Source organism: Plantactinospora sp. B5E13, assembly GCF_039871775.1.
Classification (GTDB): Bacteria; Actinomycetota; Actinomycetes; order Mycobacteriales; family Micromonosporaceae; genus Plantactinospora.
This window is the reverse complement of sequence record NZ_JBDPLT010000041.1, coordinates 16,994-32,233: the sequence shown is the minus strand read 5'-3', so window position 1 is coordinate 32,233 and position 15,240 is coordinate 16,994. Positions and strand designations below refer to the sequence as shown.

The window sequence follows — 15,240 nt, the reverse complement described above, 5'->3', positions numbered from 1 at the left end:
CTACGACGACAGGTAGTATTTACTACGTCTGGTAGTAACTACCTGGGGGTTGCCGTGGACGCGCTCGACGTCGCCCGGTGGCAGTTCGGTGTCACCACCGTCTACCACTTCCTCTTTGTGCCGTTGACCATCGGCCTGTCGATCCTCGTCGCGATCCTGCAGACCCGCTGGCACCGCACCGGCGACCCGCGTTACCTGCGGCTGACCAAGTTCTACGGCAAGATCTTCCTGATCAACTTCGCGATGGGGGTGGTCACCGGCATCGTGCAGGAGTTCCAGTTCGGGATGAACTGGAGCGACTACTCGCGCTTCGTCGGCGACGTCTTCGGCGCCCCCCTCGCCATCGAGGCCCTGCTCGCGTTCTTCCTGGAGTCGACCTTCCTCGGCCTGTGGATCTTCGGCTGGGACCGGCTCCCGAAACGGATCCACCTCGCCACCATCTGGGCCGCCGCCATCGGCTCCTCGCTGTCCGCGTACTTCATCCTGGCCGCGAACTCGTGGATGCAGAACCCGGTCGGCTACCGGATCAACCCCGACACCGGGCGGGCCGAACTCACCGACATCTGGGCGGTCCTGACCAACAAGGTCACCCTGGCGACCTTCCCGCACACCCTCGCCGGCTGCTTCCTCGTCGCCGGCTCACTCATGGTCGCCATCGCCCTGTGGCACCTGCGCCGCACCGCACCCGCCGCCGACAGCACCGCGCCGGAGGCGGGGGAGCGGAGGAACGACGACCACTCCGCGTTCCGCTTCGCGCTGCGGTTCGGCTCCTGGGTCACCCTGGCCGCCGCCGCCCTGGTCGTCATCACCGGCGACTTCCAAGGCAAGATCATGACCCAGGTGCAGCCGATGAAGATGGCCGCCGCCGAGGCCCTCTACCACACCGAACAGCCGGCCTCGTTCTCCGTACTCACCGTCGGCAGCCTCGACGGCAGCCGAGAACTGTTCGCCATCAAGATCCCGTACCTGCTGTCGTTCCTCGGCACCGGCGACCCGCACGGCGAGGTCCGCGGCATCAACGACCTGCAGGCCCAGTACGTCGCCCAGTACGGCCCCGGCGGCTACACCCCGATCATCCCGGTCACCTACTGGAGCTTCCGCTTCATGATCGCCCTCGGGCTGGCCGCCGCCGCGATCGCCGCCCTGGTGCTCTGGACCCACCGCCGGGGCCGGACCCCGACCAACCGGTGGCTGCTGCGGGCCGGCCTGGTCATGCCGCTGCTGCCGCTGGCCGCCAACTGCTTCGGCTGGATCTTCACGGAGATGGGCCGGCAGCCGTGGGTCGTCTTCGGCGAGATGCTCACCCGCGACGGCGTCTCCCGCAGCGTCTCGCTGACCGAGGTCCTCACCTCGTTCACCGCCTTCACCCTCGTCTACGCCACCCTCGCGGTCGTCGAGGTCCGCCTCCTGCTCCGGTACGCCCGCGCCGGCCTGCCCGACCCCGAACCCGCCGCCGAGCAGCCCGACCCGGACAACAGCGACGACGGGGACCGCCCGCTCGCCTTCGCCTACTGACCCCCGCCGACCCGTCGATCCATCCGGAGTCCACCGTGGAGCTGACCACCCTCTGGTTCCTGCTCGTCGCCGTCCTGTTCACCGGCTACTTCATCCTCGAAGGCTTCGACTTCGGCGTCGGCATCCTGCTGCCCGTCCTCGGCCGCGACGACCGGGAACGCCGCGTCCTGATCAACACCATCGGCCCGGTCTGGGACGGCAACGAGGTCTGGCTGATCACCGCCGCCGGCGCGCTCTTCGCCGCCTTCCCCGGCTGGTACGCCACCCTCTTCTCCGGCTTCTACCTGCCGATGCTGCTCATCCTGCTGGCCCTGATCTTCCGCGGTGTCGCCTTCGAGTACCGGCACAAGCGCCCCGACGCCGCCTGGAAGAACCGCTGGGACACCGCGATCATCGCCGGTTCCCTGATTCCCGCGATCATCTGGGGCATCGTCTTCGCCAACATCCTGCGCGGCGTACCCCTGAACAGCCACCACGACCACACCGGCGGACTCGGCGACCTGCTCACCCCGTACGCGCTGCTCGGCGGCCTGACCACGGCGGCGCTGTTCACCACCCACGGCGCGGTCTTCCTCGCCCTGAAGACCACCGGCGACGTCCGGGTCCGGGCCGGGCGGCTCGCCGCCCGGCTCACCCCGGCCACCGCCGCGATCACCGCCGCCTTCCTCGCCACCACCCTCGGCATCCGGCACACCCCGGCCGCGATCGCGGTAGCCGTCGTCGCGGCCCTCGCCCTGGTCGCCGCGATCGCCGCCACCCGGGTACGCCGGGAGGGCTGGGCCTTCGCCGGCACCGCCGCCGCAATCGGCCTGACCGTGGCGACCCTGTTCACCGCCCTCTACCCGAACGTGCTGCCGTCGACGACCGACCCGGCCGGCACCCTGACCGTCGCCAACGCCGCTTCCGCCCCCTACACCCTGAAGATCATGAGCTGGATCGCGCTCTTCTTCACCCCGGTCGTGCTGGCCTACCAGGGCTGGACCTACTGGGTGTTCCGCAGGCGGATCGGCGTCGCCCACATCCCGCCGCACTGAACAGGCGGCGGCCGACCCCGCCGTCAACCAGCGCGAGGGCGGTGCGCCGCCAGGCAGGCGCTACGGCATGCTTGTCGCCGTGCGTTACCTGATCCCTCACCCCGCCGCAGTGGCCGAGCTCGGCGATCCTGACGTCGTACTGTACGACGGCACTCAGCCCACGCCCGATGACCTGGACGATGTCGAGTTCTACGCCATTCCGTACGGGCGCATCGACGCACGCCTCTGCGAGCCGATCGCCCGGATGCCCCGCCTCAAAGTCGTACAGACCGTGACCGCCGGCTATGAACACGTTCTGCCGTTCCTGCGGCCCGGTCTGATCCTGGCCAACGGCCGGGGCGTACATGACGCGGCCACCGCCGAACTGGCTGTGGCGCTCACCCTCGCTGCCCGACGTCGGCTGCCGGACTTCGTCCGGGCGGGCGACGAGGGCCGCTGGGCCACCGGCTGGTCGACCGGGCTGGCCGACGCCCGGGTGCTGATCGTCGGGTACGGCTCGATCGGCGCCGCGATCGAACGCCGGCTGGCGGGGTTCGAGGTGGAGATCAGCCGGGTGGCCCGCAGCGCCCGCCCCGGCGTGCGACCGATCTCCGAAATCGCGGAAATGCTGCCACAGGCGGATGTTGTCATCCTCTGCACTCCGCTGACCCCGGAGACCGAGGGCCTGGTCGACAAGGATTTCCTCGCCGCGATGGCCGACGGCGCCCTGCTGGTGAACGTGTCGAGGGGTGGGGTGGTGGACTCCGACGCGCTGCTCGCCGAGCTCACCGCGGGCCGGCTGCAGGCTGCCCTGGACGTCACCGACCCCGAGCCACTGCCCGCCGACCATCCGCTGTGGTCCGCGCCGAACGTCCTGATCAGCCCACATGTCGGCGGCCTGACCTCGGCGCTGGCACCCCGGGCCCGCCGACTGCTGGTCGACCAGGTGCGGCGGTACGCGGCCGGCGAGCCGCTCGCGAACGTTGTTGTCGGGCCGTAGCTTCCGGTCCCACCGACGGGCCAACTCCGGCATTCTCGGTTGACCATCCGACGCCGTCGGGTGTGGGAGCGGTAGTCGCCGACTCCCACATCCGACGCCGTCGCGTGCACGGCGGGCACGCCCGCCCGCGGTCAGCCCAGATCCACCGTCGGATACAGCGAATGCCGGCCCAGCAGGTCCGCGGCCCGACCCGCGACCCGCTGCACCACACCCGCGTCGACCACGTACCGGGCCTTCGACACCCCGCCGTCCGGCCCGGCGCCCGGCCGGGTCGCCGACAACACCGCGTGCAGCAGGTCCGCGACCTCGTCCAGCTCCGCCACCCCGAAGCCCCGGGTGGTCAACGCCGGCGTACCGAGCCGGATCCCGGAGGTGTACCACGCCCCGTTCGGGTCGCGGGGTACCGCGTTGCGGTTCGTCACGATCCCCGCGTCCAGCAGCGCCGCCTCCGCCTGCCGGCCGGTCAGCCCGTACCCGGAGACGTCCAGCAGCAGCAGGTGGTTGTCGGTGCCGCCGGTGACCAGCGTCGCGCCCCGGCGCAGCAGACCGTCGGCCAACGCGGACGCGTTCTCCACCACCCGGTGCGCGTAGGTCTGGAACTCGGGCCGCCGGGCCTCCGCCAACGCCACCGCCTTGCCGGCCATCACGTGCGGCAGCGGACCGCCGAGCACCATCGGACAGCCCCGGTCCACCTGCGCGGCCAACTCCGGACCGCACAACACCATTCCGCCGCGCGGCCCGCGCAGCGACTTGTGCGTGGTGGTCGTCACGATGTGCGCGAACGGCACCGGGTCGAAGTCGCCGGTGAACACCTTCCCGGCGACCAGGCCGGCGAAGTGCGCCATGTCCACCATGAACGTCGCGCCGACCTCGTCGGCGATCTCCCGCATGATCCGGAAGTTGACCCGACGCGGATACGCCGAATAGCCGGCGACCAGGATCAACGGCCGAAACTCGCGGGCGATCCGCCGTACCTCGTCGTAGTCGAGCAGCCCGGTCACCGGGTCGGTGCCGTAGCTACGCTGGTCGAACATCTTGCCGGAGATGTTCGGCCGGAACCCGTGGGTCAGGTGTCCGCCCGCGTCCAACGACATCCCCAGCATCCGCTGGTCACCGAACGACCGGCGCAGCGCCGCCCAGTCCGCCTCGGACAGGTCGTTGACCTGCCGCACCCCGGCCTCCCGCAGCGCCGGCACCTCCACCCGGTCGGCCAACACGGCCCAGAACGCCACCAGGTTCGCGTCGATCCCCGAGTGCGGCTGTACGTACGCGTGCGCGGCCCCGAACAACTCCCGGGCGTGCTCCGCCGCGATCGACTCCACCGAGTCGACGTTGCGGCAGCCGGCGTAGAACCGCCGCCCGATCGTCCCCTCGGCGTACTTGTCACTGAACCAGTTACCCATCGCCAACAGCGCCGCCGGCGAGGCGTAGTTCTCACTCGCGATCAACTTCAGCGACTCGCGCTGGTCAGTGAGCTCCGCCCCGATCGCGTCGGCGATCCGCGGCTCCACCGCACGCACCACGTCCAACGCCGAACGGAACGCCACCGACTCCACGCTGCCGGCAGCGGCGCCCGCACCGGACTCGGACACCGATCCGGACGCGGCGGCAGAACTGGATTCGGAAACAGAACTGGATTCGGAAACAGAACTGGTCATGGAGCCTCCCGGGCCGACAGAGGAGAATGGCCCAGGCGCACGGCACACGTGACGTCACGCGTCACATCACGTCACCCGCCGGGACCGTTTCCCGACGGCGACGGGGCCGCTTCCCGATGGTTGACCCCATCCCAAGCACGCCAGTCACGGCCCGAGGCCGAGCCTACCAATCAGACCCGGCCTCCACCGTCCACCACACCGGCCGGACGCCCCGCCGGTGCATCGGGGGCACCGCCGACAGCCTCAGCCGGCGTCGCGCAACTCCGCCAACCGCGCCTCGATCTCCGCCAGCTCCGCCCGGAGCTTCTCCGCCTGCTGCTCGGCCTCCCGCCGCTCCACCGACAGGATCTGCTCCACCGCCTCCTGCACCCCCGGAACGTCGATCAACGCGACCATCTTCAACGCCTCCGCCGGCTTGATCACGTACGGCTTTGCCAGCGCCTTCGTCCCCTGCGACGCCGCCAACGTCCACTCGCCGTCCGCGTACGCCAACGTCACCGTCAACCCCGCCGGGCCCTTCGCCGGCCGGGCCGCCTTCACCGCCCGCTTCGCCGGCTTCACCTCGGCCTCCGCCGCGCCCGCGTCCGCCGCCGGACCGCTCTCCACTGCCGTCACTCTCGCCTCCTCGCGCGGTGCCGGAACCGGCTCCCGCACAATCTTGAACTCCGGCTCCGGAGCCGGCTCCTCCGCCGCCTCCGGCTCCGCCTTCACCCGTCGCGTCGCCCCCTTCGGCGCCACCGCCAGATCGGCGGGGGAGAAGGGCAGCTCGTCGCGGCCGAACCGGACCACCACCCACTCCTCGGACACCTGCGGATCGGTCAACTCGACCACCTGACCAAGCTGACCGGCGATCTGCCCCGCCGACTCGGTGAACATCACCTTCGGCTTACGACCGTTCGCCAACGCGTCCCTGATCTGCTGCAACTCCTCGGTGGACAAGCCCTGCTCGGCGGTATCCGCGGCAGTCATCGATTCCCTCTTCCGTACACCTGTTTGATTCCTGCCTTACTACCAGTCCGACCCGACAACGTCGAGACGGACACACCGACGAAGATCACATACCGGTCGCCGTCACGTCCTGACACGATGGGCCGGGTCGTCCGAGAGGGGAACACCATGCCACCGCTGACCGTGGTGACCGGCGGCAGCCGGGGAATCGGCGCCGCCACCGTACGCCAGCTCGCCGCCAGCGGACACGACGTCGTCTTCTGCTACCGCCGCGACGCCGACGCCGCCGAGAAGGTGCTGCGCGACGTGCACGCCGCCGGCCGGCAGGGCCGCGCGGTACGCGCCGACACCACCGACCCCGACGACGTCGCCCGCCTCTTCGACACCGCCGCCGAACTCGGCACACCGACCGGCCTGGTCAACAACGCCGGCACCACCAGCCCGATCGGCCCGTTCACCGACCTCACCCTCACCGACCTGCGGCACGTCGTCGACGTCAACCTCATCGGGTACGTCCTCTGCGCCCAGCAGGCCGCCCGACGGCTCACCACCGGCGGCGCCATCGTCAACGTCTCCTCGGCCGCCGCCACCCTCGGCAGCCCCGGCGAGTACGTCCACTACGCCGCCGTCAAGGCCGCCACCGACACCCTCACCATCGGCCTCGCCAAGGAACTCGGCCCACAGAACATCCGGGTCAACGCCGTCTCACCCGGCGTCGTCGACACCGAGATCCACGCCGTCTCCGGGGTACCTGACCGGGCTCGGCAGGTCGGCGCGCAGGCACCACTGGGCCGCGCCGGGCAGCCGGACGAGGTCGCCGCCGCCATCGTCTGGCTGCTCAGCGACGCCGCCTCCTACACCAGCGGCGCCGTACTCCGGGTCGCCGGCGGCCGGTAACGGGGGCCCGCCTTCGCGACAACCCGTTTGCGGACCATGGCGGCCACTGCTACGTTCCGAAGGCCGTGCGAGAGAACGAGGAGGTGGTACCCGTGAACGCAGTATCGACATGGGTGCTCCCCTCTGGGGTCACGGTCGGACGATAGGTCGTCCGGGAGCGCCGTTCACGAGCACTCCCGAAAGGCACGACCGTGCGATTCACTTCTGCGCAGCGCCTCGACGACGGCCTCCTCGAGCGCGAATTCACCCTCGGCGAGATCCCCGGCATCCTGTGGACGCCCGGATCCGCATCCGCACCGGCTCCGCTGATCCTGCTCGGCCACCCAGGCGGACTGCACAGGATGTACCCCCGACTGGTGGCCCGGGCCCGGCACTGCGCGGCGGAGGGTTTCGCCGCCGCCACCATCGAACTCCCCGGAGGCGGTGACCGGCCCCGATCCGCCGCCGCCGAGCAGGCCCGCGCCGACCTGCACCGGGCGCTGAAAGCCGGTGAGCCGGTCGACGACAAGATCGTCGCCCGGCTCGTCCTCCCACTGGTCGACAAGGCGGTCCCGGAATGGCGGGCCGCCCTGGACGCCCTCCTGGCGCTGCCCGAGATCGGCGGCCCGGTCGGGTACGCGGGAGGGGTGATCGCCATCGGCCTCCGGCTGGCGGTGGTCGAGCCGCGCATCTCGGCCGCCCTGCTGTTCGCCGGGAGTTACGTGCCCCGCAGCATGTTCGAGGAGGCCCGGCAGGTCACCATTCCGCTGCAGGTCCTGCTGCAGTGGGACGACGAGGGAAACGACCGGCAGCTGGCCCTGGACCTGTTCGACGCCTTCGGCTCCACGGAGAAGACGCTGCACGCCAACATGGGCGGGCACACCGGCGTCCCGCAGTTCGAGGGGGACGACGGGAACCGGTTCTTCGCCCGGCATCTGAGGTGAGGTCGAGCCTCCAGACCGGCAGCAGACGGCAGGAGCTGCCGGCCGGGATGCCGCTCATCGAGAGCAGGTCCCGGCCCACCTGATGACGGCGGACCAGCAGATGCACAACCGCCCCGACCGCGGCGGTACCGGCGATCGGCGGTACCGGCCGGTGGGGGCGGTTGACGGCCCGCCTCACGCCCCGGTCACCACCAGCACGTCACCGGCCATCCGTACCGAACCGGCCTCGTCGACGTGCACCTCGCGCGCCCCGGCGAACGCCGTACGGCGGATCGTGGACCGCCGAGATCGGCAGCAGAGCCTGGTACGACGCCGGCGATGCTGGGCGAATGTCGGTCCCAGCTGGCACCATCGGGCAGGTGACCAGCAGTTCCGCCGAAACCCAGCACCTGCGCGACCTGGCCCGGCTCCGCCGCGTCCGGGACCGGATCGACCGCGAGTACGCCCAGCCGCTCAACGTCGAGGCACTCGCCCGCAGCGCGAACATGTCCGCCGGACACCTCAGCCGCCAGTTCCGGGCCGCGTACGGCGAGTCGCCGTACGCCTATCTGATGACCCGGCGTATCGAACGCGCGATGGCCCTGCTGCGCCGTGGCGACCTGAGCGTCACCGATGTCTGTTTTGCGGTCGGCTGCTCGTCGTTGGGCACCTTCAGCACCCGGTTCACCGAACTGGTCGGGATGTCGCCGAGCGCCTACCGGGCCCGGGTCCGGGCCGCCCGGGTGACCGCCGAGATGCCGTCCTGCCTGGCGAAACAGGTGACCAGACCGATCAGGAATCAAGAAGCGCGGGTCCGCTGGCCGCAACTAGCGTGACCTGCATGGACATCACCATTCACTATGCCTTCCTGCCGCACACCGACCCGGACGCCACCCTGGCCTTCTACCGCGACATCCTCGGCTTCGAGGTCCGCAACGACGTCGGGTTCGAGGGCATGCGGTGGATCACCGTCGGCCCGCCGAACCAGCCCGGTACCTCGATCGTCCTGCATCCGCCGGCCGCCGACCCGGGCATCACCGACGACGAACGGCGCACGATCCTCGAACTGATGGCCAAGGGCAGCTACGGCGCCCTCACCCTGGCCAGCAAGGATCTCGACACGGTCTTCGACCGGCTGCAGGCCGGCGGCGCCGAGGTCGTCCAGGAGCCGACCGAACAGCCGTACGGCGTACGGGACTGCGCCTTCCGCGACCCGGCCGGCAACCTGCTCCGGATCAACGAACTCCGCTGACCCTGACGTCGATCGTCCCCGTCGGCAGTCGACGGGGCACGGCCGGCGTGGCACGAGGCTGGTGCGGACAGCAGACCTACGGGCCGCTGTTCGTCTCCGGCCTCGTGGTGCTTCCGGCCGAACCGGCGTTTCCGACCGGGCCGGTGATCGGATATCCGGCCGCAAAGCGCCGGGCCAGCGCGCCCACGATCAGCCGGCGTTCGGGCACCCAGCCGAGGAACCGGGCGTGCAGGATGGCCGGATCCGGGCCAGGATTCGGATGCAGTTTGTAGAGGTCCTCGGTCGCCTCGTAGAGACAGATCCCCAGATAGACGAAGAGCGCCAGCGGGTCGAGCCGGAACTGTGCCGGCAGCAGGGACCGGGCGATTCGGCACGGCCAGTCGTCGTGGCAGGCGCGACACGTCCACCGGGGCCGTTGCGGGACGTGTTCCCGGTCCATCTCGTCGAGTTGTCGCAGGTTCCGCATCACGACCACACCCATCTCAGCGCTCGACGCGAGCGGAAGCGCCGGTACTGCCGGCGGTGGCGCGGGCCTGTTGGGCCGGAGTGAGCCGGCCGGCCCGCCCGACCCGGTGGCCGAACCCGGTCGGACCGTCCCACGACGGCCGCTGGTTACGCCAAGGGCGCCCCACCGAGACGTGTCACAGCGCTCGTTGGTTGCGTGGTCGGGGCGGCGTGGGGTCGGGGTTGAACGGCATCGGTACGACGGGTGCCGCGTCCGGGCAGGTCCAGCGGAATCCGCACCAGCAGTAGAGCCAGAGCCGTCGCCAGTGCCGGTGGTGTCTTCTCACGATGTCGCCGCCTCACGCAGGTTCGCCGAATGTGGGGGGAGGCGGGGACCGCCCACGCCCGTACAGGCGTCACCGGTGGGCGGTCCCCGCCGACGGAGTATCGGCCCACGGGGAAACGCGAGGGGAACGTTTTTCCCGGCGGGTTGGGCCGTACCAACTCCGTCGACTCCACCCTGGACTGTCGTCTATGGCTAATGGAAGATGGGCGGAGCGCACTAACGGTGGATACCCGGCCCCGGGGCGAATCACCTCGGGGTCACACAGCCTTATACGGGGGTGGTGAAGGTGAATAACCTTTCGGCCAGACTCAAGGAGTTACGGGCGGACCGGGGGGTCACCCAGGATCAGATGGCCGAGGCGGTGCAGGTCAGCAAGTCGCTGATCGCGGCCTTCGAGACCAACCGGCTCATTCCGAAGGAGGACACCGCGGCGGCCATCGACGCCTTCCTCGACACCGGCGACGAGATCCAGGAGCTCTCTGCCGAGGCCAGAAAAGATCGACGGCCGGCCCCGAGTTGGTTCCGGCCCTGGCAGAACGTGGAGGAGATGGCAACGATTCTCCGCTATTTCCAGCCGACCCTGATCCCCGGGCTGTTGCAGACCGAGGCGTACGCCAGGGCGATCTTCGCCAGCACCGGCATGCTCAGCGACGACGAGGTGGCCGACCGGGTCGCCAACCGGATGGAGCGACAGGCGACCATTCTCGACCGGGCCGACCGGCCCACCTTCGCCTTCATCATCGACGCCGCCGCGCTGCGGTACGGTCCGCCCGAGATCGCCAAGGACCAGCTGCTGCACCTGGCCGACGCCAGCATCCGATCGAACGTTTTTGTCCACGTCGTGCCGGACTCCGCCGGGCTGCACGCCGGCCGCAGCGGGTCGTTTGTCCTGGCCAGCATGGAGGGCAGCGGCACCGTCGGTCTGGTGGAGGACTTCTACGAGGGCCGGGTAATCGCGGAACCAACTCGGGTGACCGGCCTCGAACGGGCGTGGCAGACTATAGCGGCGGTCGCCCTCCCGTGTGACCAGTCGCGGAATCTGATCCTGAGGTTGGTGAATGACTATGACGACCCAGCGGCCGAGTTGGCGCAAGGCCAGCCGTAGCGGCCAGAGCGGCGGAGACTGCGTCGAGGTGGCCGACAACCTGCCGGGCCGGGTGCTGGTCCGGGACAGCAAGTACCAGAGCGGGCCGGTGCTGACCTTCACCCCGTCCGCCTGGCGGGGCTTCGTCACCCTGGCCAGGCAGCAGGGCTGACCCGCCACCCCGTACGACGACACGAAGCCCTCGACCCCGGGAAACACCTCCGGGTCGGGGGCTTCGTCGTGGGAAACGAGAGCTACCCGGCCGGCGGGAGATCCGGCCGGCGCCGATGGACCGGGCAACCGGGCCGCGCATCGGCGTCCGTACCTGGCGGACTACCCTCGCCGGTATGTCCGACTCCCGCCTGCTGCGCATCGGTACCCGCAACTCCCCGATGGCGCTGGCCCAGGTCGAGCGGGTCCGCGCAATGATCGCCGACCGGCACCCCGACGTCACCGTGGAGGTGATGTCGATGTCGACCAGCGGAGACCGCTGGCACGGCGATCTGGCCGCGCTGGGCGGCAAGGGAGCGTTCACCAAGGAGGTGGACGCCGCCCTGCTCGCCGGGGACGTCGACCTGGTCGTGCACTGCGTCAAGGACGTACCCGGGGACCGGCCGGCTCCGGCCGGGACGGTGCTGGCCGCCTACCTGGCCCGCGACGACGTCCGGGACTGCCTCGTGCACCCCGGCGGTCTGCGGATCGAGCAACTGCCCGCCGGCACCCGGATCGGCACCTCCGCGGTGCGGCGGGTCGCGCAGCTGGCCCGGCACTGGCCGCACCTGGCGCCGGTGGCCATCCGTGGCAACGCGAACAGCCGGCTGGCCAAACTCGACGCCGGCGACAGGTACGACGCGCTGCTGCTCGCGGTCTCCGGGCTGCAGCGGATCGGGCAGGCCGCCCGGATCACCGATCCGCTCGACGTCGACACGATGCTCCCGGCTGTCGGCTCCGGCACCCTGGTCCTGCAGTGCCGGGACGACGACACCAGCACCCGTGACCTGGCCGCCAGCCTCGGCGACCCGCAAGCCGAGCGGGAGACCGTGGCCGAACGGACCATGCTGCACATCCTGCGGGGCAACTGCCATTCCCCGATCGCCGCGCTCGCCCGCACCGAGCCTGACGGGCGCCTCGGCCTGCGGGCGAGGGTGATCAGCCTGGACGGCAAGACCGTACTCGACGTGCACGAGTGGGCGACGGACCCGATCACCCTCGGGACCTCCGTCGCCGCGGCCCTGCTCCGGCAGGGCGCCCGTGACCTACTCGACCTGCCTGCACCGCTCAACAGCTGAGCTGGCCACGCTCTGCCTCCTGCCCCGACCGTCGTCCCTGGAGGACAGGCTGCGTACATCGGGCCACCTGACACGGGTCACATCGCCTCGGGATCGGCTCGCCGCACGGTGTGGCTGCTAGAAACGCATCATGGCAATCTCTCCAGTGCTCATTCCCAGCCCTTTCCTCGGTCCGGCGGTGTGGGCGCCTGTCGCCTCGGCGCTGCGAGCTGATTTCGGGGTCACCGCGGTGGTGCCGGCGCCGCCCGACCCGGCACCAACCTCGCCGGCGGCGGTCCTGGCAGCAATCGAGAAAGGGCTTCCCGACTCTGACGATCTGGTGCTCGTGCCCCACAGCAATGCGGGTCTGTATGTCCCTGCGATCGTGATGACGCGTCCGGTGCGCGGTGCTGTCTTCGTGGACGCGGTCCTGCCGCCGGCGAGGGGCGACGTGCCTGTGGCACCGGCCCGCCTGAGGGACATGCTCCGTGATCACGTGGGCCCCGACGGGACTCTGCCGCCGTGGACGCGCTGGTGGCCGGAGGAGTCCGTGGTGCGGTTGTTCCCCGATGCCGAGACGCGTGCCCGGGTGGAGGCAGAGCAGGCGCGGATGCCGTTCGAGTACCTCGCCGCCCGGGTGGACCTGCCTGACGGGTGGGACGCGGTCTCGGCGGGATACCTCAGTTTCGGTGACACCTACGCCGACGAGCGAGAGGACGCCCGCGCCCGTGGTTGGCCGGCGCGCAGGATGCTGGGGGATCACCTCCACATGCTGCGTGACCCAGCGGGTGTCGCGGCGGGGATCATGGAGCTGGCCACGTCGTTCTCGCGAGGATCCTCGTAGGCTGCCACGCCGGTCCGGCCGTCGAGGCCACAGAATCCCGTACCTTGTGCCGGACACCATGCCGGCGGGAGGCGAACAGCTCACATGTCAACGCAGATCATCGTGTTCAACGGCGGTTCCAGTTCGGGCAAGTCGGGCATCGTCCGCTGCCTCAAACACCTGCTGCCGAACCCGTGGATCAACCTCGGCGTCGATGACCTCGTCGACCGACTGCCACCGGCGATGGTCACCTTCGGGCCGCACGGCGAGGTCATCCTCGGCGAGGGCTTCGGTGCCGTCCAGCACGCCTGGACCGCCGGCGTCGCCGCGATGGCGAGAGCCGGGGCGTACGTCATCATCGACGACGTCTTTCTCGGCGGCGGCGCCTCCCAGGAGCGGCTCCGCCGGCACCTGGCCGGCCTCACCGTCTTGTGGGTCGGGGTCCGCTGTGACCCGGAGATCGCGGCGGCCCGGGAGATCGCCCGAGGTGACCGGGTCGTCGGCATGGCGGCCGGCCAGGCCGACATCGTGCACCAGGGGGTCACCTACGACGTCGAGGTCGACACCAGCCACACCGAATCGCTGGACTGCGCCCGGGTCATCGCCGCCCACGTGAGCTGACCGGTCACCCGCTCAGCGCTCCGGACCCAGGTGGCTGCGTTCGCCCTCGTGGTCGAGGATGCAGAGGATTTCGGCGGGGCCGTCGTGGGCGCCGAACGCGTGCGGGACCATGGTCGAGAACTCGGCCGCCTCGTTCGTACCGACCAGGATCGTCCGCTCACCGAGCCGCAGCTCGACCGTGCCGGAGAGCACGGTGAACCAGTCGCGCCCCGGGTGCACCCGCAGCTCCTCCGGCACCGTACGGGTGATCCGCAGCTTGGCGACGGTCTGGTTGCTGTCCCGGGACAGCAACCAGGTGGTGACGCCGCGCTGCTCGTTGCAGTGCGGACGGATCACCACGTCGGCGTCGGCGTCGGACTCGACCAGCTGGTCGAGCGTGGTCCCGAGCACCCGGGCGATCGTCACCATCTGGTCCAGGGCGATCCGCCGGTGCCCGGTTTCGATCCGGCTGAGCGTGGAGGGGCTGATCAGGCAGCGGCGGGCCAGCTCGTCCAGCGACCAGCCGCGGGCGATCCGCAGGCCACGGATCCGCTGCCGGACCAGAGCCTCCAGATCATCGTCTTGCTTCATGCGCAAGATGCTATGCCAATAGAGCAACACCCGGCTACCGTTGCCGCCATGGCACACGACCACATGATCGAACTGCTCGACCTGGACGCCGAGGTCCTGCACGACCACCTCCACGACCTGATCAGCTGGGTCGGCCGCGAAGCCCCCGACCGGCCCCACATCGTCGACCTCGGCGCCGGCAGCGGCACCGGCTCCCTCGCCCTCGCCCGGCACCTGCCCGACGCCACCATCACCGCCGTCGACATCTCCCCGGAGATGCTCACCCACCTCCGCGACCGGGCCGACGCCGCCGGCCTGGGGGACCGGATCCGTATCCTCGAAGCCGACCTCGACCAACCCTGGCCCGACCTCGGACCCACCGACGTCATCTGGGCCGCCGCCTCGATGCACCACATGGCCGACCCCGCCACCGCCCTCGCCTCCGCGCACGCCGCGCTACGGCCCGGCGGACTCCTGGTCATCGCCGAACTGGACTCGTTCCCCCGTTTCCTCGCCGGCACCCCGGACGAGGACGTCGAGTTGCGCGGCCATACCGAAGCGGCGAACCGCCGCCACGAGGCCGGCCTGCACATGCACGAGAACTGGGGCGACCGGATGAAGCACACCGGCTTCACCTCGGTCACCGAACGACACGTCGACATCCACCTCCGACCGCCGCTGCCCGCCGCCGCCACCCGGTACGCCGAGGTCGCCCTCACCCGGATGCGGCACAGCCTCGCGGAGCGGCTCACCCCGGCCGACCTCACCGCCCTGGACACGGTCGTCAACGGCCTCGCCGACCGCGACGACCTCAGCGTCCGCACCGAACGCACCATCTGGCTGGCCCGCCGCTGACCGCTCGCCGGACCTCGGCCCGCCCCGGCCACCGAGGCCACCGCCCCTGCCAGCAAGCCCGACCG

Annotated in this window: 18 protein-coding genes; 13 read left to right on the top strand and 5 right to left on the bottom strand. The window is 70.6% G+C overall.

The features are described 5' to 3' along the window. Window positions 1-54: 54 nt before the first annotated feature. The 3 genes from ABGB05_RS27995 (at window position 55) to ABGB05_RS27985 (ending at window position 3,528) form a co-directional block, all read left to right on the top strand. Window positions 55-1,515: a cytochrome ubiquinol oxidase subunit I gene (locus ABGB05_RS27995; protein WP_347656906.1), complete on the top strand. Its 1,461-nt coding sequence runs from the start codon at window positions 55-57 to the stop codon at window positions 1,513-1,515. Between the two features lie 35 nt (window positions 1,516-1,550). After that, entirely contained in the window at window positions 1,551-2,549 is a 999-nt protein-coding gene (cydB, locus tag ABGB05_RS27990) for a cytochrome d ubiquinol oxidase subunit II (protein ID WP_347656905.1), read from the top strand. Between the two features lie 79 nt (window positions 2,550-2,628). Continuing rightward, the gene (locus tag ABGB05_RS27985) at window positions 2,629-3,528 is read left to right on the top strand and encodes a 2-hydroxyacid dehydrogenase (RefSeq protein ID WP_347656904.1); all 900 of its coding nucleotides are present in this window, start codon (window positions 2,629-2,631) and stop codon (window positions 3,526-3,528) included. 131 nt (window positions 3,529-3,659) lie between these two features. Here the strand turns inward: ABGB05_RS27985 and ABGB05_RS27980 are convergent, their stop codons facing one another. Further along, a complete protein-coding gene (locus tag ABGB05_RS27980) occupies window positions 3,660-5,120 on the bottom strand; it encodes a glycine hydroxymethyltransferase (protein WP_347656903.1) in 1,461 nt (486 codons plus the stop codon). Window positions 5,121-5,429: 309 nt separating this feature from the next. Then, a complete protein-coding gene (locus ABGB05_RS27975; RefSeq protein WP_347656902.1) occupies window positions 5,430-6,155 on the bottom strand; it encodes a hypothetical protein in 726 nt (241 codons plus the stop codon). A 147-nt stretch (window positions 6,156-6,302) separates the two neighbouring features. Here ABGB05_RS27975 and ABGB05_RS27970 point away from each other — a divergent pair, with 147 nt between their 5' ends. From ABGB05_RS27970 to ABGB05_RS27955, 4 genes are all read left to right on the top strand, one after another. Next, on the top strand, window positions 6,303-7,031 hold the full coding sequence (locus ABGB05_RS27970) for an SDR family oxidoreductase (RefSeq protein WP_347656901.1): 729 nt from the start codon (window positions 6,303-6,305) through the stop codon (window positions 7,029-7,031). 191 nt (window positions 7,032-7,222) lie between these two features. Beyond that, window positions 7,223-7,954 (top strand): alpha/beta hydrolase, encoded by a 732-nt coding sequence (locus tag ABGB05_RS27965; protein ID WP_347656900.1) that lies wholly within the window; start codon window positions 7,223-7,225, stop codon window positions 7,952-7,954. Between the two features lie 359 nt (window positions 7,955-8,313). Further along, entirely contained in the window at window positions 8,314-8,769 is a 456-nt protein-coding gene (locus tag ABGB05_RS27960; protein WP_347656899.1) for a helix-turn-helix transcriptional regulator, read from the top strand. A 5-nt stretch (window positions 8,770-8,774) separates the two neighbouring features. Then, a complete protein-coding gene (locus ABGB05_RS27955; RefSeq protein WP_347656898.1) occupies window positions 8,775-9,185 on the top strand; it encodes a VOC family protein in 411 nt (136 codons plus the stop codon). Between the two features lie 76 nt (window positions 9,186-9,261). On the opposite strand, the gene ABGB05_RS27950 is transcribed toward ABGB05_RS27955, so the two are convergent. Beyond that, window positions 9,262-9,651 (bottom strand): hypothetical protein, encoded by a 390-nt coding sequence (locus tag ABGB05_RS27950; protein WP_347656897.1) that lies wholly within the window; start codon window positions 9,649-9,651, stop codon window positions 9,262-9,264. 175 nt (window positions 9,652-9,826) lie between these two features. Then, window positions 9,827-9,976 carry a hypothetical protein gene (locus ABGB05_RS27945; protein WP_347656896.1) on the bottom strand — a complete coding sequence of 50 codons (150 nt, stop codon included), beginning with the start codon at window positions 9,974-9,976 and terminating at the stop codon, window positions 9,827-9,829. A gap of 285 nt (window positions 9,977-10,261) precedes the next feature. Here ABGB05_RS27945 and ABGB05_RS27940 point away from each other — a divergent pair, with 285 nt between their 5' ends. The 5 genes from ABGB05_RS27940 (at window position 10,262) to cpt (ending at window position 13,771) form a co-directional block, all read left to right on the top strand. Beyond that, a complete protein-coding gene (locus ABGB05_RS27940) occupies window positions 10,262-11,080 on the top strand; it encodes a helix-turn-helix transcriptional regulator (protein WP_347656895.1) in 819 nt (272 codons plus the stop codon). Beyond that, window positions 11,040-11,231, top strand: a complete 192-nt coding sequence (locus ABGB05_RS27935) for a DUF397 domain-containing protein (protein WP_347656941.1) — start codon at window positions 11,040-11,042, stop codon at window positions 11,229-11,231. The genes ABGB05_RS27940 and ABGB05_RS27935 overlap by 41 nt, the downstream gene beginning before the upstream one ends. A gap of 175 nt (window positions 11,232-11,406) precedes the next feature. Then, a complete protein-coding gene (hemC, locus tag ABGB05_RS27930; RefSeq protein WP_347656894.1) occupies window positions 11,407-12,348 on the top strand; it encodes a hydroxymethylbilane synthase in 942 nt (313 codons plus the stop codon). 130 nt (window positions 12,349-12,478) lie between these two features. Then, window positions 12,479-13,171, top strand: coding sequence for a hypothetical protein (locus ABGB05_RS27925; RefSeq protein ID WP_347656893.1), 693 nt, complete (start codon window positions 12,479-12,481; stop codon window positions 13,169-13,171). A gap of 84 nt (window positions 13,172-13,255) precedes the next feature. Next, window positions 13,256-13,771 (top strand): chloramphenicol phosphotransferase CPT, encoded by a 516-nt coding sequence (gene cpt, locus ABGB05_RS27920; protein WP_347656892.1) that lies wholly within the window; start codon window positions 13,256-13,258, stop codon window positions 13,769-13,771. A gap of 12 nt (window positions 13,772-13,783) precedes the next feature. On the opposite strand, the gene ABGB05_RS27915 is transcribed toward cpt, so the two are convergent. After that, window positions 13,784-14,341 (bottom strand): XRE family transcriptional regulator, encoded by a 558-nt coding sequence (locus ABGB05_RS27915; RefSeq protein ID WP_347656891.1) that lies wholly within the window; start codon window positions 14,339-14,341, stop codon window positions 13,784-13,786. Window positions 14,342-14,389: 48 nt separating this feature from the next. Between ABGB05_RS27915 and ABGB05_RS27910 the strand changes: the two genes are divergently transcribed. Beyond that, the gene (locus ABGB05_RS27910; protein WP_347656890.1) at window positions 14,390-15,175 is read left to right on the top strand and encodes a class I SAM-dependent methyltransferase; all 786 of its coding nucleotides are present in this window, start codon (window positions 14,390-14,392) and stop codon (window positions 15,173-15,175) included. Window positions 15,176-15,240 lie beyond the last annotated feature (65 nt).

What these genes read in the sequence shown, in the direction of transcription:
- ABGB05_RS27950 (WP_347656897.1), bottom strand. Translation starts at nt 9,651, where the DNA reads ATGCGGAACCTGCGACAACTCGACGAGATGGACCGGGAACACGTCCCG.
- ABGB05_RS27915 (WP_347656891.1), bottom strand. Translation starts at nt 14,341, where the DNA reads ATGAAGCAAGACGATGATCTGGAGGCTCTGGTCCGGCAGCGGATCCGT.
- hemC (WP_347656894.1), top strand. Translation starts at nt 11,407, where the DNA reads ATGTCCGACTCCCGCCTGCTGCGCATCGGTACCCGCAACTCCCCGATG.
- cpt (WP_347656892.1), top strand. Translation starts at nt 13,256, where the DNA reads ATGTCAACGCAGATCATCGTGTTCAACGGCGGTTCCAGTTCGGGCAAG.
- ABGB05_RS27975 (WP_347656902.1), bottom strand. Translation starts at nt 6,155, where the DNA reads ATGACTGCCGCGGATACCGCCGAGCAGGGCTTGTCCACCGAGGAGTTG.
- ABGB05_RS27925 (WP_347656893.1), top strand. Translation starts at nt 12,479, where the DNA reads ATGGCAATCTCTCCAGTGCTCATTCCCAGCCCTTTCCTCGGTCCGGCG.
- ABGB05_RS27955 (WP_347656898.1), top strand. Translation starts at nt 8,775, where the DNA reads ATGGACATCACCATTCACTATGCCTTCCTGCCGCACACCGACCCGGAC.
- ABGB05_RS27910 (WP_347656890.1), top strand. Translation starts at nt 14,390, where the DNA reads ATGGCACACGACCACATGATCGAACTGCTCGACCTGGACGCCGAGGTC.
- ABGB05_RS27935 (WP_347656941.1), top strand. Translation starts at nt 11,040, where the DNA reads ATGACGACCCAGCGGCCGAGTTGGCGCAAGGCCAGCCGTAGCGGCCAG.
- ABGB05_RS27970 (WP_347656901.1), top strand. Translation starts at nt 6,303, where the DNA reads ATGCCACCGCTGACCGTGGTGACCGGCGGCAGCCGGGGAATCGGCGCC.